Raw genomic sequence first — 20499 nt, 5'->3', positions numbered from 1 at the left:
GTACTCGATCGTCTCTTGTGCAACGCGCACATCCTCTCGATGACCGTTAACATCCATGAGAGCCAAGAAGTCCAAGGTGGCTAAGTCCGCGGACGAGACTCCATGACACCATCAAAACTACCGAGAAGGAGGCGACACTTGACCGATTAGCGATACACTACAACCAGTCCCTCTCGCACCCTCCTAGGGGGTGGCAAGTTTCAGCGATAACAGGTGGCAAGTTTCAGCGAGAATGGGTGGCAAAGTTAGCGAGAATACACAGCTTGGCGTCTAAAACAACCACTGAACAGCTCTGGTGTCTGGAGCGGGCGACGGGAATCGAACCCGCGTTCTCAGCTTGGGAAGCTGATGTTCTGCCGCTGAACTACGCCCGCAATTTTGCGAATTCCCCAACTACCCCCAAATGGACGTCGGTAGGGTCAATCGCTAAGGGTTAGTGTAATTGGAGTATGATTTTGTCCGATCGATCCATCATCGCAGCTCTTGAGACCAAGCGGGTTCTTATTGACCCTCTGGCAGAGAACGCCATCCAACCTTCCTCCGTCGATCTACGAATTGGAAACAAATTCCGGGTCTTTCGAAACTATTCGAAAGGCCTCATCGATGTCCGTGAACCCCTCGACGATCTGACAGAGCTGCTCGAGGTCGAACAGGATGGAGCCTTGATGCTCCATCCAAATGAATTCGTCTTGGGCGCGACGGTTGAGCGAGTCTCCATTGGGCCCGACCTCGTCGGTCGTCTGGAGGGCAAGTCATCACTCGGACGACTTGGGCTCCTCATCCACTCGACCGCTGGTTTTATCGACCCCGGCTTCTCGGGCACCATCACGCTAGAGCTCTCGAATGTAGCCAACCTTCCTATCAAAATCTACCCAGGCATGAAGATCGGACAGATCTCGTTCCTCGAGATGACGACCCCGGCCGACAATCCTTATGGATCGGATGCTTTGGCGAGTAAATACCAAGGTCAGGATGGCCCCACGCCAAGCCGATATCAGCTCGACCTATAGTGCAGGTTTGTGATAGATGTTACCGATAGGTAATATAGTGATCAGCTTGGTAAAGGTGCCGTTACGGCAACCAGAGGAGGAAGAATGGACGACCGTCTTATCGTCGGCCTAGTGATCATCGTGGTCTCACTTGCGCTGGTCGCACGGCGTGGACTGTACCTCTTTGGAGTAGTCCGTGCCGGCAAAAAGGTCGAACGCGGGCGTACAACCGCCGAGCAAGGCGTCAAGGCCGAGGCCGTTGAGGTGCTCGGCCAGCGCAAGCTATTGACCAAGACCGTGCCCGGTATCGCTCACTTCTTCACCTTTTGGGGTTTTACCATTCTGCTCGCCACCATCATCGAAGCGATTGGGCTTCTCTTTAACCGCCGTTTTGCGATCCCCCTCATTGGACACGATAGCTGGTTGGGATTCCTTGAGGACTTCTTTGCGCTCGCTGTCTTAGTGGCGGTGTGTGTCTTTAGCGTCATTCGCATTCGTGAGGCCCCAGAACAGCGGCACCGCGACTCACGATTCTACGGTTCTCACACCAAGACCGCCTGGATCACCCTGGGCTGGATCGCCGCGGTCATCATCACGCTGCTGGCCTATCGGGCTTTCCAGGTCAACACCGGCGACTTTCCCTACTCGGACTTTGCCTTCATGTCGCACGTACTCTCGATTCCCTTCCGCCACATGGGCGCACACACCAACTACATCCTTGAGTCCATCTTCCTCGTGCTCAACATCGCCGTGATCTTCAGCTTCTTAATCTTCGTCGTTCACTCGAAGCATCTCCACATCTTCACTGCACCGTTAAACGTCGCTTTTGCACGACGGCCCATCGCCCTCGGTGCGCTGGCGACCACCCCTAACATGGATCCAGAGACGCTCTCGGAGGAGGATGTCTTCGGAGTTGGCACGATCGAGCAGACCACATGGAAGCAACGACTCGACCTGCTGGCCTGCACCGAGTGTGGCCGATGCCAAGAACAGTGTCCTGCCTGGGGAACCGGCAAACCCCTCTCTCCGAAACTACTCATCATGAGCCTGCGAGAAAAGATGCTCTCAGGTTCCTCCTTAGACGACAACCTCGTTCCAGACGTGATCGATCCTGATGTGCTTTGGTCCTGCACGACCTGTGGCGCCTGCGTGCAGGCATGTCCAGTCGATATCGAACACGTTGACACGATCGTCGACATCCGCCGATACCAGGTCCTGATGGAGTCAAGCTTCCCCTCAGAAGCGAACTCGATGCTCAGAAACATCGAGAACCAGGGCGATCCGTGGGGATTGGGAGCCAGCCATCGATCCGATTGGATGCAGGGTCTCGATTTCGAGGTCCCTGTCGTCACTGACACCATCGGTGCCGACACCGAGTATCTCTTCTGGGTTGGTTGTGCGGGCGCGCTGGACGAGCGGGCACAGCGTGTCACCCGCTCCATTGCCACCCTGCTCCACAACGCAGGCGTGAACTTCGCCGTCCTTGGCCCGCGCGAAAGCTGCACCGGGGATCCCGCCAGACGGATCGGCAACGAGTATCTCTATCAGACCCAAGCACAGACCAACATCGAGACGCTCAACAGTGTCGGCGTTCGCAAGGTCATCGTCTCCTGTCCGCATTGCTTCAACTCGATCGCCAATGAATACCCGGCACTTGGTGGGAACTACGAGGTCGTTCACCATTCCCAACTGTTGAGCCGCCTCATCGCCGACCAGCGAATCACGCCTACAAAGTCAGTCGACAAGAGCGTTACCTACCATGATCCCTGCTACCTTGGTCGTCACAACCACGTCTACGATGAGCCTCGCTCGGTGCTTGAGGCGATCCCTGGCGTTCAATCCAAGGAGATGCATCGTTGTCGCGAGAAGGGCTTCTGCTGCGGTGCAGGAGGCGCTCGTATGTGGCTCGAGGAGAATATCGGGAAGCGAATCAACCTCGAGCGCACCGATCAGGCCCTTGAGACCGGTGCAGATGTGGTCTCAACCGCCTGCCCATTTTGTATGATCATGCTCGACGATGCCATGAAGGCACGCCAAGCCGAGGGCACCGCTGACCCGGGCAAGCAGGTTTTAGATGTCGCGCAGATTCTTACGAAGTCACTCTAGCTCTTGGTCGCACTGGTTCGGGAAAGAGGTTTCGTGATCGGGAGTCCGTTAACACCCACGACGTACCAGATGCCTCCCTTTCCCTCAGCATTGATCTCGCCTGGTTTGGTATCGAGACGATATCGATAAAGAGGTCGTCCTCCATAGGAGACCTGTTCCCACGAGTTGTTCGCGGTCAAGACGCCGAGGTCAGCGGCCAAGATACCTGGGGCCGCCTGTGGAGCGCCGTTGGTGAGCTCCGGAGGGAAAGCGTCGAGGCAGATCTTAAAACATTTGCTCGCCCGAAACTCATCACCCAACCTGATGTAGAGGGTATATCCACTCTGCGTCGTGAGGATCTGACCGTAGGCTGAGTTCCTCACCCCGATCGTCGCGGGATACCTTGGATCGCCATTGACGTAGCCGTGATAGCTCACCGGCCCATAGTCCGGGATCGGGAATCCCGCTCCGTCATAGGTCGACGCCGTCTTCGGTACGCTAAGGCCACCACCGAGAAGCTTGGCCGTCGCGCTATTTCCCGAGCCTGAGGCACCAGCCGGTCCATTCGTCGGCGCCAGTGCCGCCCCGGCAGAGGCCGGCCCGTACTGTCCATTCGAAAAGTGACACGCCGAAAGAACGACCCCGAACACACCCACCACTGCGACACCGCGCAACAACTTTCCCACAACCAGCATGCCTATTAGGCTAAACCGGAGTAGTGGGGAATAAGCCCTCCGCAGTCACGACGGCGGAGTTCACCACTCAGTAGACACCAAGGGAAGGCGGTCCGGGGCGGGTGAGCGAGACGGTAATGATCGTGTTGGTGGGTCTCGCCATTGGCACGATCCCACAACGCTGGCTTCGCATCCCTGAGCCCATGGTGCTCCTCGCAGTCGGAGCACTCCTGCGCGTCACGCTTGGCGCCAACGCGAATACGACGAGCCTCAGCATTGTCGCCTACGTCGGTCTCTTCGCACTCCTCTTTGGTGTTGGAGTGGAGCTCTCCGACCTTGGCCACCGCCCACTCACCCCTCGTGGGCTGGGCTTGGCCTCGATTGGCGCAACCGTGCTGGGCATTCTTGGCTTCGGCTTATTGGCTTGGCAACGATCAGCTGGATTAACCGAACTTGCCCTCATCCTGAGCGCGATTCCCACGTCGGCAGGTATTGCGGCGCGGCTTCTGCGACCCCATGGAACCGGTGAGGGCAGTGGTTATCCGATCATCATCTCCGCCGCCGTCGCCGACGACTTCTTTGGCATCGCTCTCCTGGTACTTGCGCCACTGTTTGCAGCCGGGGCTACCTTTGGTCTGACCAGTAGCCCAACCATCGCCTTGGCGGCCTCGCTTGCGATTGTGGGTGCCATGCTCCTGATACGGCCAAAGACGACTGCCTTACTCTTCACGAAAGTGATGGTGCTCACGATCGGTGGGGTCATCTGTGGCGTCTCCGCTGCCCTGCTTGGCGTCTTCGATGGTCACGAAACCGCAGCTCGCCTGGGGGCACCCGCCAGACGTTGGTTACCCCTCCTTGAGCGACTACTGCCAACCATGTTCTTCATGGTCGCGGGCTACGACATCCGATTACCGCTGCTCGTTCATGCCAACGTTCTCCTATCCGCAGGTCTGATCCTGATCGCGCTGCTCATCTCTCGTCTTGCCATTAGCGTTGCCACCCCAGGAGACCTCCACGTGCGCATCGCCGTAGGGGCAGGCATGCTCGCCAGAGGAGAGGTCACCATCGCTATGGCCCTCGTCTTCTTGCAGTCGGCTGTCTTGTCCAACACCGACTACGCCATTCTCATGGCCGTCGTCCTCGGCTCGACACTGGTCTCAGGACTTGCGCTACGACTCAATCGTTTAGCTCGGTGAACCCTTTGAGATCTCGTTCGCAGGCGGCTTTTTGATCGCTACCTTCTCTCCAAAGTGGGAGAACTGAACGGTGGAGGTAACTGTTACCTTCGTGCTCGACGAGGTCACCAACTCCGTCTGGTTCACCTGAACAACCTGGCCCTTGGTGTTCACATACGCGGTGAAGGTGTCACTCTTGAGACCAGTCAATGAGGTCGCCATCGACGAAGTAAGCGCCTTCTTATGCGCCTTGAAGTCAGCGGCGGTAAAGACTCCCTGGTAACCGGTGGTCGACTGCCCCAGGACTTTGATGCCTGCAACCTTCTTCACACTCGGCGTAGCGCGCAGCAGCGAGGAGATCGAGCCCGGTGATGATGCTGGGAATGGCTCCTTCTGGGCGTACCACTTCTTCTTGAAATAGACCCACTCGGTCTTGCCGATGCGCTCCACCCCAACCTTCTCGCTCTGGCTCTGTCCAGAGAGACTGACCGAACTCGTCAAGTTTGCCGAGGCGAGGTGGGCGTCGTAGTTCTGGTCGCCACAACCCTGAAGCTGCGTACTATCAGCGCCACTCGTGGCCTGGGTGACGAAACAGAAGTGCACCTCCTGACTCGTCAACGTCGCCGCACCAGCACTCACCGGATTGCTCGTACTGGTCGAGCCGCAGGCAGCGAGCAAAAGTCCCCCTAAGGGGATCACTAGAAGCAACTTCTTCAAGATATCGATTTCCTTCCCTGGCGAAACGTCAACAACAACGCCGCCAACCCTATTAAGAACGCCAAGTAGACACCGTAGGATGGTCCATATGCCACCGGAACCTCGGTGGAGTGATAGGAGCCAGGCCCGATCGTCAAGTACAGCGCAGCCCCACCGAACATCAGCGCCGCCCCGATCACCCTCCATGAAGCAAGCGATATCCGAGGAGTGTGCCGAGCAACGAACTCGCCATCTGATGTGAGCACAAATGCGAGCAACAGCACACCGAGCGCCGTCAGCAATCCCCAACTATGAAAGCCATCGGTCGTGCCAGTCATGCTCAAAATCGCGTACGTATGCCACGGAAGAAAAAGGGTGATCGCGATAGCTACCACGCAGACCGAGAGGACTCGATCCTCAGTTCTCAACCTCTCCCAAATGACTCTCAAGTAGCATCCTCCGGAGGGTCAGTCTAGCGGGCGACGTCATGGGGCCAAGTTATAGCCTCATGACGGTTCTCAGGGTCTCCAAGGTGCCCCAGTCGACCCCGTTCACTACGCATAGATGACGCCAGCCGCTTGCTTATGGTATAATGGTTGTATATTACAATTAGATGCGAGGGCCGAGGACATGGGGCTGTAGACCCAAGGACAGGAGGTACGATGCGAGAACACGCGATCAAAGTTCTGATGGCCGCCTACCTCGCTCTCTTTGGTGCCCTTCTGGTCGACGGCATCATCTTGCCAACCTACGAAGTCAACGTCTACGGCATCAGTTACTACCTTGTTCATCTTGCAACCTTCTTCCCGTTGGCGGTCGGCTTCTTGATCTGCATTTGGTTGATCGTACACCTGGGCAACCTCTTGCCTCGCGGGGTACAGCCGTTGACTACCGTACGAGCAGCTTTTTTTGCGATCGGGATCCTGATGGCCGGCGTCATGCTCACCCCCTACACCTGGAATACCTTTTTCAATTGGGCCCACATGACTCTTGGGGCTGTCCTCTTCTTGGTCCAGCTCGGCCTTTCGATCTGGATCACGCTGCGTTTCGTCCACAGTGGGCTGAACTGGGCCATGATCATCATCCAGTTTGTCGGTGGCCTCTTGGCGATGTTCTCTCTGCCCGACAACGGCATCAACGTCTTGATGCCTGGAGAGGTGCTCTTTCAGTTTGGCTTCGCCATTCTGCTCATCTACTCACTCTCCGAGCTCTTGAGCACTATTCCCTACAGAGACGAGGCCCCGAGCACCACGCCGCACCCCGCCATGGAGCGTGCCACACATGATCACCAGCACCGTATCGGCCAGCATCAGGCCTGCAACTGATCAACCGACGCACGTCGCACACTACGGTATCGTAGTCCATGGCGATACTAGGTCGTCTACCCTTGGGCGATGTCGGCGAAGAGCGCCCAGTTCTCCATAAAGGCGAGATGTACCGTCCCCACAGGGCCGCTGCGGTGTTTTGCGATGATGATCTCAGCGACACCACGGTCAGGGCTGTCCGGTCGATACGCCTCGTCCCGATAGATGAACATGACGATATCTGCGTCCTGTTCCAGCGAGTTATGCACAAGGGCGCCGTTCGCGTAGAAACAGTGACTCTCGAGCACCTCGATGTCGAAGACCAACTCTGGCGGTAACGGTGCAAGAGCGATGATCACCTTCGTCACCGTGGCCGTTCTCTCGTCGAGAGCGATCACTCGATCACCGACTTTCAGCGCCATGACCCGTACAAATCCTTGCGGGGTCGCGAGCGGATGATTTGCGGTGGCATCGAGGTGGGTGCCGTCATCGAACTCAATCCGGATCAGCGGTTTAACCCCAGTGGCAACCACTCGCTTGGCAACCGAGCGCAACGGTGCAGCCCCTGGCGTCGCTGACAACAATCCAAACTGTTGGGTGCCTTTAGCCCACAACATCCCAATCGTCTCGGTGGTGCCATCGTCTAACTGGACTTGCGTATCCCACGCCAGACAACCTGACTCCCGCAGATCGGCCAACAACGGCCGCTTATCCGAGCGACTCTCCAAGTTGCGAGAGAGCTGAGAGAGCGCAATCACCGGCACATCAAGCTCACGAGCGAGGAGCTTAAGCCCTCGTGAGATCTCTGAGACCTCAACCTGACGCGACTCCACGTTCTTTCTGGACGACATGAGCTGGAGGTAGTCGATCATCACCAATGAGAGCCCCTCATTAGCCTTCAGCCGCCGCGATCGCGCTCGGATATCCAACACGGTGATATTGGGGTCATCATCGATAAAGATCTTGCGCTCCGCCAACCGCCCAGCGGCGTGCGAGATACGGTCCCACTCCCGCTCGACGAGACGCCCGCTACGAATCTTCATCGAGTCGACTCTCGCCTCGCCCGCCAGCAGACGTTGGCCGATCTCGATGCGACTCATCTCGAGCGAGAAGATCAACACCGGATCCTCCGAGTTCTCCGCCACCTTCGACGCCATCGACAGCGCAAAGGAGGTCTTCCCCATGCCAGGACGAGCACCTACGATGATCAGGTTGGACCGGTGGAGCCCGGAGAGCTTCTCATCGAGATCCCGAAACCCTGTTGATGCCGTCTTGGTCTGGTTCCCACCTTGGGCGTAGAGCTCCTCGAGCTCTTCGAGTGCCTCCCACAGGACATCACGGATGACAACCGCATTGTCGGTATTATTCCCTTTAGCAACATCAAAAATACGTGCCTCAGCGTAGTCCACGATCTCCTGGACATCGTTAGGCGATGCGTAGGCCTGTTCGGCGATCTCGGTGGCCGCAGCGATTAGCCGGCGGAGAAGTGAGTAGTCACGCACAATCTGGGCGTAGCGCGCCGCGCTCGCGATAGCCGGCGTCGACGCCTGCAGGAGTAACAGCTTCTCGGTCCCACCCACCTGGTCGAGCACCCCAGAACGCTTAAGCTGATCGGAGACAGAGACGACATCGGTTGGATCCCCAGCGGTGTACAACTGCCAGAGAGCGCCAAAAATATGCCGCAACGATGGCTGAAAGAAATCATCATCTTTGACCAGTTCAACCGCTTCACTAATCGCATCACGCGAGAGCAGCATCGCGCCAACGAGCGAGTCCTCAGCCTCTACGCTATGTGGCGGTACCCGAGTCTCACTGATCGCTCTCGACTCACGCGCCGCCATGGAATGCTTCGTCTATGATTCGGCGATGACTTCGACGTTGATCGCCACTTCGACCTCCGGATGCAGCCGGATCGGAACGGAGAAGGTCCCAGTCGTCTTGATTGGCTCCGACATATTGACCTGATGCCGATCGATGGTGACACCCGAAAGTTCTGTCACCTTTTCAGCGATCTCGCCGGTCGTGACGGACCCAAAAAGCTTACCATCTCGTGAGGATCGTTTCGCAACACTGATCTCGAGGGCCACCAACTGTGAAGCCAGCTCTGATGCAGCTTCAAGTTCGCGCTGATGCTTCTCGGCGGAGGCTTTGCGCATCGACTCTGCCTGCTGGGCTACCTTTGGCGTAGCCACCAAGGCCAACCCCTTAGGGAGCAGATAGTTGCGGGCGTACCCATCAGCAACCTTGACATGATCACCTCGTCGGCCAAGACCGGTGATTGGTTGACGGAGAATGAGCTCCATGCCTACTCCTCTTCCTCTTGTGACTCGTCCTCTTGGGTGTCATCATCAACATCGACGACGTCTTCGACATCCTCGTTACGGACACGACGGTCAGTATTGCGGCCGCGGCCACCGCCACCAGGACCGCGCTCCCGGTCGTTGGTCGGCCGGGCAAGATATGGCAGTAAGGCCAGTTCGCGCGCCACCTTGATGGCGTTTGCCACCTCGGCCTGGTGTTGTGTGCAGTTGCCAGTGACTCGGCGTGCGCGGATCTTGGCACGATCGCTGATGTAACGACGGAGCAACTCGACGTCTTTATAGTCGATCCACTCAGTCTTGCTCAGGCAAAAACTACATGGCTTTTTCTTAAATTTCTTGAGCGCATCAGCGGACTCCTTGCGGACCGGCCGCTTCTTCGTCGCGTTCTTACCCATTTTTAAAACGGCTCCTCATCGTAGTTAAAACTTCCAATCGACGGCTCAGGCACACTCGCTTGGGCCGCGTTACGGCCACCGCCATCGCCAGCGCCTCCGGTGCGCCGATCTGCCTTGGTCACCTGGGCGGTCGCCCACCGCAGCGAAGGACCAACCTCATCGGCTATAACCTGTATCTTGGATCGTTTATCACCATCGGGTGTCTCCCATGTCCGCTGTTCAAGGCGACCAGTGACCACAGCACGAGATCCCTTTTCGAGGCTCTCGGCCACATTCTCAGCGAGTTCACGCCAGCAAACTACCTCAAAAAAGGAGGTGGACTCCTCCCAATCCTGTGTCTGCTGATTCATCCGACGCCGGTTGACGGCGATAGAAAATGTGGTCTGGGCCAAACCTTGCGAGGTGAAACGGAGTTCTGGCTCCTTGGTGAGATTGCCAATCAAGGTAACGGTATTTCCGGCGGACATATTTTCTCCTGTCCTCGTGTCTTAGCGCGCTGCTCCCTTGAGGAGCGGCGCCTTTCCTGACTCTATCGCACGCTCGGGAAGGCGGACGATCTTGAAGCGGAGGACCTCATCAGCGATCGACAGAACTCGATCGAGTTCCGTAACCGTCGCCGGTTCAGCTTGAAACCGGTGGAATGAATAGAATCCCTCAAGATGGTGAGCGATGGGATAGATGAGGGTCCGACGTCCCCACGTCGCCTTCTCGCCAATCGACCCACCAGCGGTCGTGATAATCGACTCGACTCGTTCAGTCACACCATCACGAACCGCCTCCTCAAGCGAGGAGTCAGTAATCAGGGCTAGCTCATATGTTCTCAAAGGTACCTCCTATGGACCAGGCTCTTCACCAGGACTCCTCTGTCAGATGACAACACTGCCAAGTGACCACACCACCAAAGGATGGTGCAAGGAGCAGGAAAGCAATACAACGACCCCTACAACAGGAATCGATCGAAGACAGACTAGTGGTTCAGGTTCGGCTGCACTGCACCCTTGGCGCGCCGCTTCCCTATTTGGTTCGCTTGAACCTTCGTTCGATCAGGAAGTTCCACCGGCAGGCCATACAGACCTCTACGATGCATACATTGAGATCGCTCACCCCGAGCATCGACGAATCACTGAGCAGGCCGCCAACCACCTGGCCACTGGCCGGCAGCCCTTTACCAAAGCCGTACGCAACGTGACGCAGTGTCTCCTGATCACAGACCGGACACGCATCGCGTAAGACAACACCAAAGCTAGCGGCAGCGTCAAGGAGTTGCCTATCCGCATCACACACATCAACAAGGCCAAGGCTCCCTCGTCGCAGATCGCTCAGGACACGTGCGCGCAGGAGGCGCAGATCCAGTGACGGACCATCGAAGCTTGACCGATGAGACCTCTGTGGGTCGGCTTCTCCCATGGATCCACCATACCCCGATAGGGCCAACTCCAGTCATAAGAACGAGGACAAGCTTTAAGCTCTCTGCCCATCAGACGACAATCGCCTTAACACTGGCCCATTGACCCGGCCATCGCCGATACCAATCATGTCGTTGGGCATGCTAGCCTTGGCACCCAAATGCACTCGTCTTTCCTGCAACGACACCGGACGGTTCTGCTCACAACGCTCGCCTTGGGCGCTCTTGCCCTCACGATCGGCATCGTCTTCGAGTTTCGCTCACAGGCAACACTCCCGCCGATAAAGATCTCACTCAACCCACCAACCACGCTGGTTGCAACGGGTGCTCCGCCCAAGCTCCACTGGCCCACCCAAGGACAGGCCGCCGTGGCCATCCCTTCGCTAGCCGTGAATGCCCTCGCATCAACCCCCGACCAACGTCCGGTGCCCATTGCAAGCCTGGCGAAGCTGATGACCGCCTATCTCGTCCTGGAGCGTCATCCACTGGCCGTCGGATCGCAAGGACCGACTCTGACCATGACCTCCACCGATGAGCAACAGTACTACGACGACGTCGCCCAGGATCAATCTTCGGTTGAGGTCACCGCCGGGGAGCAGCTGACCGAATATCAGCTGCTTCAGGCGCTCCTGACACGTTCAGCTAACAACGTCGCCCAACTGCTCGCCTCCTGGGTCGCTGGCTCTCAGGACTCCTTTGTAGCGCAGATGAACCAAACCGCGACTCGCTTGGGCCTCACCAACACCCATTTTGCTGACGCTAGTGGCTTCAACCCGGCAACCAAAGCCACCGCGCAAGCCGTCGCTTCCATCGCAGCGATGGACATGCGCAACGCCGTCTTTGATCAGATCGTCGATGAGCATACGGTCACGCTGCCACTGATTGGCACCCTGCCCAATATTGTCGCCCGAATTGGAACGGCTAACGTGATTGGCATCAAATCGGGCTACACCATTTGGTCTGGCGGGTGTGCCGCTATCGCCACCGAGGAGCGGAGCCCATCCGGCTCCTTCCCGGCGGTTGCCGTCGTCCTCGACCAACAGGGGCCCGCCTCACTCCATCATGCAGCGAGCATTGCCGAGCAACTCGCAGATGAGGTTGGGTCTGGCGTTGTTCGCATTGACGGTGTCAGGGCGCACCAACGGATTGGTTCCCTTCGGATTCCTTGGCTCGGGCGCATGAGATCGCCGGTCGAACTGATGCTCACCCGGCCACTCAAGGTAGCCCTGTGGCCTGGGCAAGCGATCACCTATCAGGTCCGGCTCACCAGTGCACCTCACTTGATCGGCCGTCCTGCAGGGGCGGTCGCGGGCTACCTGGTGCTCAGCTGGCCGATGCATACCGAACGCATTGCCATCGTCACCACTGGTGCGATACCCCCACCGAGCCGTTGGTGGCGCGTCCTACATGCATAGGCCAGCATGGGTAGAGACGACGACTTCCCCAGTGCCCGAACGAGCTACTGACGATGCCCCTTCCTGAGGAGTACGTTACTCTAGGAGTACGCTTCGCCAGCGCTGAATTGAGGGCTACGCTTCGCCAGCGCTGAATTAGCGAGCACCTGCAGGGCCCGTGTCGCCTGGGGCACATGGAATGTCATGAGGGGCCTAGTCACGCATCCGTCCATCCACACGCTGTCACCGACCTGGTCGAGACAGCACCAACGCCGCCTCACGCTCCCAGTAGCGCGACGCCGTCAGGGTCAGACAAGACCGCGTTTGAGCGTCCTAACTTTTGCCAGATGAAGCCGCTCAAGCGATCTGATCACATACCAGCCAAGGTCTACCTGGGGTGCGTGAAAGGACAGTTTGGCCGCAGTGGGAAGCTCATGATGATTATTATGCAGCCCTTCGCCGAAGGTCAGGAACGCAAGCCACTGATTATTTGTGGCCAAATTCTGGAAAGGCCTCTTGCCAAATCGATGGCCTATTGCATTCACCGCAGCACTCAAGGTGAGGTAGAGCACCAGATGGACAACAGAAATAATGACGGCTAACTCAACCCCAAAAAGCGCGACCAAGATCCCAACCCCAAGACCGAGACCGAGGTACGAGTGCGAAAATACATACCGATCCCAGCGATCAGGTTGGAGATCCTTGGTAACCCGCTCGATGGCTTCCCTGTTTTTGGCGGCCCGTCGATAGTAGAAGAGGTTAAGGAGCTGGATCTTCCAGTAGCTCTCAACGATCGGTGAGTGTGGGTCTCCCGCGACGTCGGTGTGCGCGTGATGGATCCGATGGACTCCAACCCACTCGCGACGCTGAATCCCGGTCGTGAGCCACAGCAGCAGTCGGACTACGAACTCAGCCGCAGGAGCTAGCTTTAGCGCCTTGTGCGATAGTGTGCGGTGCAAATAGACCGTTGTCAAAAGAATCGAGAGCTGGGTGATAAAGAAGGCGAAAATGAGGGCAAATAGCACCCTGCTAAGCATACTTCTCTCGGCACGCTCATTCCGTCCTTAGAACGCGAATCCTTAGGAAATGCGTAGGTAGCGGTTGCTATTTCCTTGGTAACTGCAATCATTTTCCCACTCACTTTCTCCTTCCCACCGAACAGGCAATGCGCTTTTAGCGACCGGACGAAGGCATTGATCAACCTCGACCGCCACGCCAGCAGACACAACTGACAACGATCGTACGATCAAGACACCTCCTAGGTGCCTACACAACCTCCGGTGTCGTTGGCTAGGTTGTACTGGAAAGAAAGAGGGCACTCCCGGACAAGAAAGTACACAACATGACCAAGAACAACGAGGAGCCGACGCCAAGGGACCGAGCAGCCTGGTTTCTGCTGATCGCTCGGGCCCTGCGCGAAGTGGGCTTTGGTGTGATTGCCATCATCCTGCCGCTCTACTGGCACGAACAACATATCTCGGCTCTTGAGATTGGAGCTTTGTTCACCGTCGCGCTACTCGGGTCGTCACTGATCTCCCTCTTCATTGGTCGTTACGTCGACCACTTCGGCCGGCGTCGGCTGCTCATGCTCAGTTCGTTTCTCTGGTTCGTCGCCGCTCCCTTCCTCCTGGTGACCAAGGAGCCACTCCTCCTCGGCGTCATCATCATCCTGGGCAGCATCTCTCCAACCGGCAAGGAGGTCGGACTCTTCCTCGGTATCGAACAGGCGATGCTCTCGAAACTTGTCAAGGGACACGCACGCACGAAGACCTATGCCTGGTTCACCTTGGTCGGCTACACGGCCACCGCGGTTGGTGCATTGATCGCCGCCCTGCTCGGCTTCGGGCTAGGGCATGCCTCAGAGATCTCAACTGGCCTGTTTCGCGTCGTTGTCCTCGCCTATAGCGCAATCGCCCTGATCCAACTCATTCTCTATGCGGTGGTTCCGAACTCGGTGGAACAGATCATCAACGACCCTGAGGCCGTGCAGTCGCAACCCCGCCATCGCCCGACACCCCAGGTCCGCAAGGTGGTCCGCACGCTCACCGCTCTGTTCACCGTGGATGCCTTTGGAGGAGGTTTGATTGTGCAAGGGCTCCTCGTCTACTGGTTTCGTGTCAAGTTTGGCTTTGACCTCACCCAGATCGGGCTGCTCTTTTTTGGTACCAACCTTTTCTCCGCACTGTCATCCTTGGTAGCCGCCTCAATCTCCAAACGCTTTGGGCTCTTGAACACCATGGTTTTCACTCACTTACCCTCCAACATTCTCCTCGCACTTGTACCCTTTGCCCCCACAGGCCTCCTCGCTGCAGTGGTCCTACTTGCACGTCACATGCTGTCGCAGATGGACGTCCCCACCCGCCAGGCCTATACGATGGCGATCGTCGATGCCGAGGATCGCGGGTACCTCGCCGCGACAACCAATGGCGCACGGAGTCTCGGAACGGGAGCGTCACCACTCATCGCAGGAGTCTTTCTCTCGAGTACCTCGCTCTTTGCGTATCCCTTCGTCATAGCGGGCGGACTCAAAGCAGCCTACGATATCGTCATTTACAGTATCTTTCGTCGAGTTCCTACTCCCTATACCGAGACGCAATAGATCGCCGCATCTCACTCGTCTCGTGCGTCATCCAGAGGGGTTTCTGAGAGGCAAACTATGGGCAGGACCAGAGAGCCAAGATACGCGTCGACGACGCGAACCACACCTCTCATGGAGCATCCCTCCTGCGCGGCCAACCGAAGCCAACGCGAGGAGTACTGGACTTACCGTTCGTACATCAACTCGATGAGATCGCGGGCTGACGGAAGCGACCCCATCGATTCGTCCTCACCAAGGACTCCCTCGGCCAAGGCGAGCTTGGATGCATGCAGTTCGGTGATGGTCTCCTCGATCGTCCCCCGCGCAATCAGCCGATACGAGGTCACTGGTCGGCTCTGGCCAATACGATGCGCCCTACCCATCGCCTGCTCCTCGACCGCAGGGTTCCACCACGGATCAGCGATAATCACGTAATCAGCCGCTGTGAGATTCAGACCGACCCCGCCCGCCTTGATGCTGATGAGGAAGAAGTTCGCGTCTCCTGACTGGAAGCTTTCCACCTCACGCGCTCGTTGACTTGCCGGTGTCGACCCATCGAGGTATTGGTAACGAAGTCCCGCCGCATCAAAGGCCTGACGCAGGAGCGAGAGAAAGTCAACAAACTGTGAAAACACAAGTGCCTGATGTCCGTTGTCTTGGATTTCACTCGCGAGCTCCAAGAGCGCCTCCACCTTGGAACCTACGACACCAAAGGTGGGTTCAGCCAACCGGATATCGCAGGCGGCCCGACGGAGTCGCGTGAGCTCTGCGAGGATATGGAAGCTAGCTTGGGCCTCATTGTGTTCAAGAGCCACCTCGGCGGCCTCGATCGCGCGCAGGCGCATCGCCTCATAGAAGTGTGCCTCATCTTCTCGTGGCTCCACCGTCAGTGTGAGTTCGGTTCTTGGTGGCAAGTCGGTGAGCACATCGGTCTTCAAGCGTCGCAGCACAAAGGGGCCGACTATTTTTCGAAGACGCCGCCGCGCACTTTGATCCTTATCACGCTCCACTGGCGTCACGAATCGTCTCCCGAACTGTGTGGGGGTCCCTAACAGCCCTGGATTGAGGAAATTCACGATCGAATAGAGTTCGGTCAAGTGATTTTCGATCGGTGTACCCGATAGCGCCATCTTGAAGTCCGCATCGAGACCACTCAGCGCTTGCGTACGCTTTGCAGCGATGTTTTTGATCGCCTGGGCCTCATCGACGATGAGCGTCCTCCAGTGACGCGAGGAGAGTAGATCCTCGTCTTGGATCACAACGCTGTAGGAGACGACAAGGACATCGTGGCCGCTTGCATCGGCAACCACCCTCGATCGATCTGCCCGAGCGAAGTTGATCGGGTTGAGTGTGGGGGCAAAACGCAACGTCTCGTTGATCCAGTTGTCCACCACCGAGGTCGGACAGACTACCAGCGTCGGGTCACCGTCGCTTCGCACCCGTGCAAGCGCCACCGCCAGCGCCTGGAGTGTCTTGCCCAATCCCATGTCATCGGCGAGACACGCACCAAACCCTGCCTCAGCCAGACGAATCGCCCAGGCAAAACCCTCACGTTGGTAGGGTCGTAGCTCCGCTTCGAGGGTTGAAGGGACAAGAGGAACCAACTTCTGGGCCTGGTGCAACCGCTCGATGAGCTGCGCCGCGCTCGTATCAAACGTCGCAGTGGCCCCATCGGTAAGCTCCTCAAGGGCCCCGACCGCCAACTTGGAGGCTTTGATCTCCTTACCAGAGTTATCGGTAATTGCCGCGAGTTCAAGGACCCTCTCCTTCAACGATCCGGTTAAAGCGAGGTACTGACCCTCCTTGAGCGTCACAAACTTCGCACCACTGGTGGCAGCAGTCATCAGCTCTTTGAGCGCGAACACCTTCTCGTCGTCGAGCGCTATCCCGCCTCTGACCGCCAACCAGTCCTTCTGACTCGACACCGAGACCCGTAGTGCACCTAAACCGGGCGAGAGCACCTGAATCGCCTTGCCCTTGGGCCAGTCAAGATCTAGTTCATCAAGAAAGGCGTTGAGCGTCTCGAGTGCATCTAGTGCCTCGTCTGCCGTGGGGAAGTCGATCTCATTCGCGATATCGCCGTGAGCGACCCCCAGTGCCTCAATGACTCTGTTGGCGAGCTCTGCCTCCCAATCGAGATCACGAGTCGTCGCCACCGTCTCTGCGTCGATCCTTGCCACCACTTTGGCACGCCCGACACCAGGAACCAATCGTGGACCCTGCGGTCCGAGTGGGGCTGCCACAATGCGCATGGTGATCCCCTCTCCCTGCGGTTTGAGTTCACAGCGGAGTTTCGAGACTGCGTCGACCAATCGCCCCGTGACGACTTCGTCAGACTGGATCTCGAAGTGAGCGCTCAGAGCCGCTAACGTTGAGTCCATATCTCGAACAGCCTCACGAGGGACTTGGAAGCGCTTGCCCATCAGCTGAATCGCCTGCCGTTGGGCCTTCGAGAGCCGGATCACCACGAGCCGAGAGGGGGGCTCCACCATCACGCGTAAGATCTCTGCATCTGGAGCCCGACCCCAACTTGTCGCGTTGGCTTGATCGACGAGATCGGCAAGCGACGGCGGTTCGACCCTCACCTCGAGTCCATCATCGGTACGTGCCACCACTATTTCAGGACGACCCTCCACGACCTCGATAAACCGATCCGGGTCGGTATTCAAGACAACCCGAGGGTGTCCAATCAGGCTCATCATGGCCGCACCGAGATCCAGTTCATAACGACCACCGCCACCGCCGGAGAGTTTGCGGATTGAGCGCAGCACCCGGGCATCTTCGCCAGGAAGCTCACTGTCAGATACCAAACGTGCCAAGCTCACAGTCTTGGGCTTACCCCATCCACGGACTCCCTTGGTCTGAAGACACGGTTCGACGGAACGGAGATGTCCATTGCCTGTTTGGTTGATCATCCACACATAGCGACTTATACGCTCGGGTGCCTCCTCTCCAAGAGCACGGAGGGAGTCGAGCACCAGTTGCCAGTGGGGTTGGGGCGCACCGACAAAGAAGGGAGCAGCATCCTCTCCCCCGGTGGCATGCACAAAGGCCGTTGTAGTCAATTCGACTAATCGAACAAAGCCACAGGGCGCGAAGACCGCCTGCGCTCGATCGTGCGCACGCTGGAGATGTTCACCCGTTTTGGATCGTACCGACTCCAGTTCAGGTGCTAACCAGTTGATCAACAAGAGATCGGACAGTGCATCGAGACCACGGGCGTACGGCTGGACAAAGACGTCGGGGTCAAGTCCCTCTCGTCCGAGCCGCACTCGGATCGCATGTGCCCACTTACCAAAGAGAGAGAACCGAGGAGGGTTCTTCGAGTGGGAACTGGCGATACAGTACTTCAGCGCTCGTTCCAGATCGGCAGCAGTGCCGGAGGCTAGCAACGCCATTGGATACCAGAATTCCGTCACGGGATATAGGGGCGCAGAGCGGGTGCGGGTCACCTTGGTGTAGCCAGCCATGGCGCTGGCGTAGGTCTGGGCCCCCAACGCGTACTCCCCAGACCGGATCAGCTCCAAGGCATCAAAGAATGGCGCATACAATCCCAGTTCATCGCCGATGTAGGATTGCACCTGATCAATCTGTCCTCGAAGGAAGAGAACTTGGGCCAGCGCCAAATGGAGCTGAGGGTCGACAAACTCTTGATCTAATAGGACTTGAACCATATCCATCACGGAGGCATCGAAGTCCCAGAGGTGGCTTGCCAACGCCTGAGCGGCGACGAGTTCGCTCCACTCTGGTGCCAGGTTCTCAAAGAGGCGAGGATCGAAACGATCAAAGAATGCCTCTCGCAGCTCGTCGGCCTCTAGGCCATGCATTGCGTATCGCGCGTGCTCATTGGCTGATCCGGGCCGTCGCATTGCGTTCAGACGGAGTCGACCGATGTCGAGATACCGATCCATGGCATAGGCACGATAACCGGCACTCCGCAGCACCCCAACGAGCTCCGAGTGATGAACCGTCTCGATCAGCTCAAAGTACAGATCATTGCCGAGTTCGCCCGCAATTTTTGCATAGCCCGCCACGCGATCCGATAGCAGATAGCCAGCCACATCGAGCTCTATCCATGCGGCATCCGATTTGGTCTTGGTGATCGGGCCATCCACGATGCCAGCGCGGACCATCGAGTCCAGCACCTCGTAGCTCAGTTTTTTCGTCGTCAAACCCCACTGGAGTGCCATGGCCTTGGCCAGACAGGTTGCGGTATGCGATAACAGTCGAGACACCTCCTCGTTGGTGCGGCAGCTAGCCAGTTGGCCTTGTCTCCATGCTACCAAGCGCTATCGCGATAGCACCGTGGATGCCAGCGCGCCATCGCCGATACTCAAGGTTCAGACCCGCAACCACGTCCATGCGCGAGAACCCTCGATCAATCCGTGACCCGTCAGAGCGTCGTCTATGGGCCTTCGCTCGGCTCGGGCTCGATGAGTAGCCCGCACCCAGACTGCTACAATGAAGCTAACATAGTTAGCGTTATGACTTCCACTCCTGACGTTGACCAGACACATGCAGTCCCTGGAGCGGCCCTCAGCCTTCCTCCCGTCTCACGGGCAAAGCCAACTGCACTCCACGAACAGGTTGCCGCAGAGATACGACGCGCCATCGCAGAGGGCGAGGCCAAACCTGGCCAGCGCATTCCACAGGCACGAGACTTAGCGGCCGAACTTGGCGTCAATCCGAATACCGTTCTGCGAGCGCTGAGAATGCTACGCGATGAAGGACTCATTGAGATGGGTCGCGGACGTTCCATTAAAGTCGCAGGCACCCAAGAACGCTCCCTCGTGCTTACCCGCACAGCCGAACTCCTGGCGTTTGCCCGCAAACAGGGTTACGAGCGTGACGAGCTGATCGCGATGCTGAGCTCACTTGCCTAGTCACTGTGGTGCCAATCGGTACTCCATCATGGAACGCCACGCAGGTTTACACGCGGGCGACACCCAAAGGGCCGACAGCCAAGGCTCCTCCGGCCTGCGTTTTACCTCCGGAAAGCTGGGTCACCGTTCCAACTCATCGAGAACTTCGATAGCTTCCCATCAGCACGATAGCGGACCACCAACTCCGAAAACAAAACCCCGTGTTGCGTCTTCATCGGACGCGACAGCACTACCGTGCCTTGCGGGAACAACGACATCTTCGAGGCGAAGCAGCTCGGGTTGCAGAGATTGATTGCAAAGTCCGTCGTCCCCATGGCATCACCTCGATTCCACCGAATCCATCGGGTTTTGGTGAGCATGGTATTGCCGTCGGCACAGGAGATCACGAAGTTCTTCGGTTCCACCACCGCGACATCCTTGCAGTTCAAAACTGCAACGGACCGATCTGCGACTGGAGTCGCTACCAGGTGCTTTGCTGTCGGGTTGCGATGAAGGGCTTGTTCTTGTCCATAGACCCCATAGCCGACCATCGCCAACACGAGGACGAAGAAGCCCGCCCAGCAGATCAGGCGCCTGCGCCGTTAGCGCCGTCGGGCTTCA

18 protein-coding genes, 1 tRNA gene and 1 pseudogene are annotated in these 20499 nt (G+C 57.7%); 7 read left to right on the top strand and 13 right to left on the bottom strand.

The genetic code is table 11. The features are described from left to right. Window positions 1–300: 300 nt before the first annotated feature. Window positions 301–374, bottom strand: a tRNA-Gly gene (locus tag M7439_RS12890). Between the two features lie 75 nt (window positions 375–449). On the opposite strand from M7439_RS12890, the gene dcd reads away from it, so the two are divergent. Together dcd and M7439_RS12880 are read left to right on the top strand one after the other, a co-directional pair. Next, window positions 450–1010 carry a dCTP deaminase gene (dcd, locus tag M7439_RS12885; RefSeq protein ID WP_298344013.1) on the top strand — a complete coding sequence of 187 codons (561 nt, stop codon included), beginning with the start codon at window positions 450–452 and terminating at the stop codon, window positions 1008–1010. A gap of 84 nt (window positions 1011–1094) precedes the next feature. Next, window positions 1095–3095 carry a (Fe-S)-binding protein gene (locus tag M7439_RS12880; protein ID WP_298344016.1) on the top strand — a complete coding sequence of 667 codons (2001 nt, stop codon included), beginning with the start codon at window positions 1095–1097 and terminating at the stop codon, window positions 3093–3095. Here the strand turns inward: M7439_RS12880 and M7439_RS12875 are convergent. Continuing rightward, window positions 3092–3769 (bottom strand): hypothetical protein, encoded by a 678-nt coding sequence (locus tag M7439_RS12875; protein ID WP_298344017.1) that lies wholly within the window; start codon window positions 3767–3769, stop codon window positions 3092–3094. The two genes, M7439_RS12880 and M7439_RS12875, sit on opposite strands and share 4 nt — an antisense overlap. Before the next feature lie 101 nt (window positions 3770–3870). Between M7439_RS12875 and M7439_RS12870 the strand changes: the two genes are divergently transcribed. Next, the gene (locus M7439_RS12870; RefSeq protein WP_298344020.1) at window positions 3871–4944 is read left to right on the top strand and encodes a cation:proton antiporter; all 1074 of its coding nucleotides are present in this window, start codon (window positions 3871–3873) and stop codon (window positions 4942–4944) included. Here M7439_RS12870 and M7439_RS12865 read toward each other — a convergent pair. Both M7439_RS12865 and M7439_RS12860 read right to left on the bottom strand, forming a co-directional pair. Then, entirely contained in the window at window positions 4933–5640 is a 708-nt protein-coding gene (locus M7439_RS12865; RefSeq protein WP_298344022.1) for a hypothetical protein, read from the bottom strand. The genes M7439_RS12870 and M7439_RS12865 overlap by 12 nt on opposite strands. Further along, window positions 5637–6047 (bottom strand): hypothetical protein, encoded by a 411-nt coding sequence (locus M7439_RS12860; protein WP_308464518.1) that lies wholly within the window; start codon window positions 6045–6047, stop codon window positions 5637–5639. Before M7439_RS12860 ends, M7439_RS12865 begins: the two co-directional genes overlap by 4 nt. Window positions 6048–6281: 234 nt before the next feature. Here M7439_RS12860 and M7439_RS12855 point away from each other — a divergent pair, with 234 nt between their 5' ends. Further along, window positions 6282–6944 (top strand): hypothetical protein, encoded by a 663-nt coding sequence (locus M7439_RS12855; protein WP_298344030.1) that lies wholly within the window; start codon window positions 6282–6284, stop codon window positions 6942–6944. Window positions 6945–7000: 56 nt separating this feature from the next. Here the strand turns inward: M7439_RS12855 and dnaB are convergent, their stop codons facing one another. The 6 genes and pseudogenes from dnaB to M7439_RS12825 form a co-directional block, all read right to left on the bottom strand. Then, a complete protein-coding gene (gene dnaB, locus M7439_RS12850; RefSeq protein WP_298344032.1) occupies window positions 7001–8764 on the bottom strand; it encodes a replicative DNA helicase in 1764 nt (587 codons plus the stop codon). Window positions 8765–8776: 12 nt separating this feature from the next. Next, window positions 8777–9226 carry a 50S ribosomal protein L9 gene (gene rplI, locus M7439_RS12845; RefSeq protein ID WP_298344036.1) on the bottom strand — a complete coding sequence of 150 codons (450 nt, stop codon included), beginning with the start codon at window positions 9224–9226 and terminating at the stop codon, window positions 8777–8779. Window positions 9227–9375: 149 nt separating this feature from the next. Further along, window positions 9376–9639, bottom strand: a pseudogene (gene rpsR / locus M7439_RS12840) (30S ribosomal protein S18); the annotation flags it as partial. Between the two features lie 2 nt (window positions 9640–9641). Further along, window positions 9642–10106, bottom strand: coding sequence for a single-stranded DNA-binding protein (gene ssb / locus M7439_RS12835; RefSeq protein ID WP_298344039.1), 465 nt, complete (start codon window positions 10104–10106; stop codon window positions 9642–9644). A 21-nt stretch (window positions 10107–10127) separates the two neighbouring features. Next, the gene (gene rpsF, locus M7439_RS12830) at window positions 10128–10463 is read right to left on the bottom strand and encodes a 30S ribosomal protein S6 (protein ID WP_298338899.1); all 336 of its coding nucleotides are present in this window, start codon (window positions 10461–10463) and stop codon (window positions 10128–10130) included. A 190-nt stretch (window positions 10464–10653) separates the two neighbouring features. Continuing rightward, a complete protein-coding gene (locus M7439_RS12825; protein ID WP_298344041.1) occupies window positions 10654–11046 on the bottom strand; it encodes a DUF5318 family protein in 393 nt (130 codons plus the stop codon). 159 nt (window positions 11047–11205) lie between these two features. Here M7439_RS12825 and M7439_RS12820 point away from each other — a divergent pair, with 159 nt between their 5' ends. Next, the gene (locus M7439_RS12820) at window positions 11206–12459 is read left to right on the top strand and encodes a D-alanyl-D-alanine carboxypeptidase family protein (protein ID WP_298344043.1); all 1254 of its coding nucleotides are present in this window, start codon (window positions 11206–11208) and stop codon (window positions 12457–12459) included. 287 nt (window positions 12460–12746) lie between these two features. On the opposite strand, the gene M7439_RS12815 is transcribed toward M7439_RS12820, so the two are convergent. Next, complete coding sequence (locus M7439_RS12815; RefSeq protein ID WP_298344046.1) at window positions 12747–13463, bottom strand: fatty acid desaturase; 717 nt, start codon at window positions 13461–13463, stop codon at window positions 12747–12749. Window positions 13464–13780: 317 nt separating this feature from the next. On the opposite strand from M7439_RS12815, the gene M7439_RS12810 reads away from it, so the two are divergent. Further along, entirely contained in the window at window positions 13781–15037 is a 1257-nt protein-coding gene (locus tag M7439_RS12810; protein ID WP_298344049.1) for an MFS transporter, read from the top strand. Between the two features lie 164 nt (window positions 15038–15201). On the opposite strand, the gene M7439_RS12805 is transcribed toward M7439_RS12810, so the two are convergent. Beyond that, a complete protein-coding gene (locus tag M7439_RS12805; protein ID WP_298344052.1) occupies window positions 15202–19251 on the bottom strand; it encodes a DEAD/DEAH box helicase in 4050 nt (1349 codons plus the stop codon). A gap of 249 nt (window positions 19252–19500) precedes the next feature. On the opposite strand from M7439_RS12805, the gene M7439_RS12800 reads away from it, so the two are divergent. Continuing rightward, the gene (locus M7439_RS12800; RefSeq protein ID WP_298344055.1) at window positions 19501–19899 is read left to right on the top strand and encodes a GntR family transcriptional regulator; all 399 of its coding nucleotides are present in this window, start codon (window positions 19501–19503) and stop codon (window positions 19897–19899) included. Between the two features lie 101 nt (window positions 19900–20000). Here the strand turns inward: M7439_RS12800 and M7439_RS12795 are convergent, their stop codons facing one another. Next, window positions 20001–20306 (bottom strand): hypothetical protein, encoded by a 306-nt coding sequence (locus M7439_RS12795; RefSeq protein WP_298344058.1) that lies wholly within the window; start codon window positions 20304–20306, stop codon window positions 20001–20003. Window positions 20307–20499: the final 193 nt, after the last annotated feature.

The organism is Ferrimicrobium sp. (genome assembly GCF_027319265.1).
Lineage (GTDB): Bacteria > Actinomycetota > Acidimicrobiia > Acidimicrobiales > Acidimicrobiaceae > Ferrimicrobium.
Note: the sequence above shows the minus strand (reverse complement) of the source record. Positions and strands in the feature narration are given on the sequence as shown.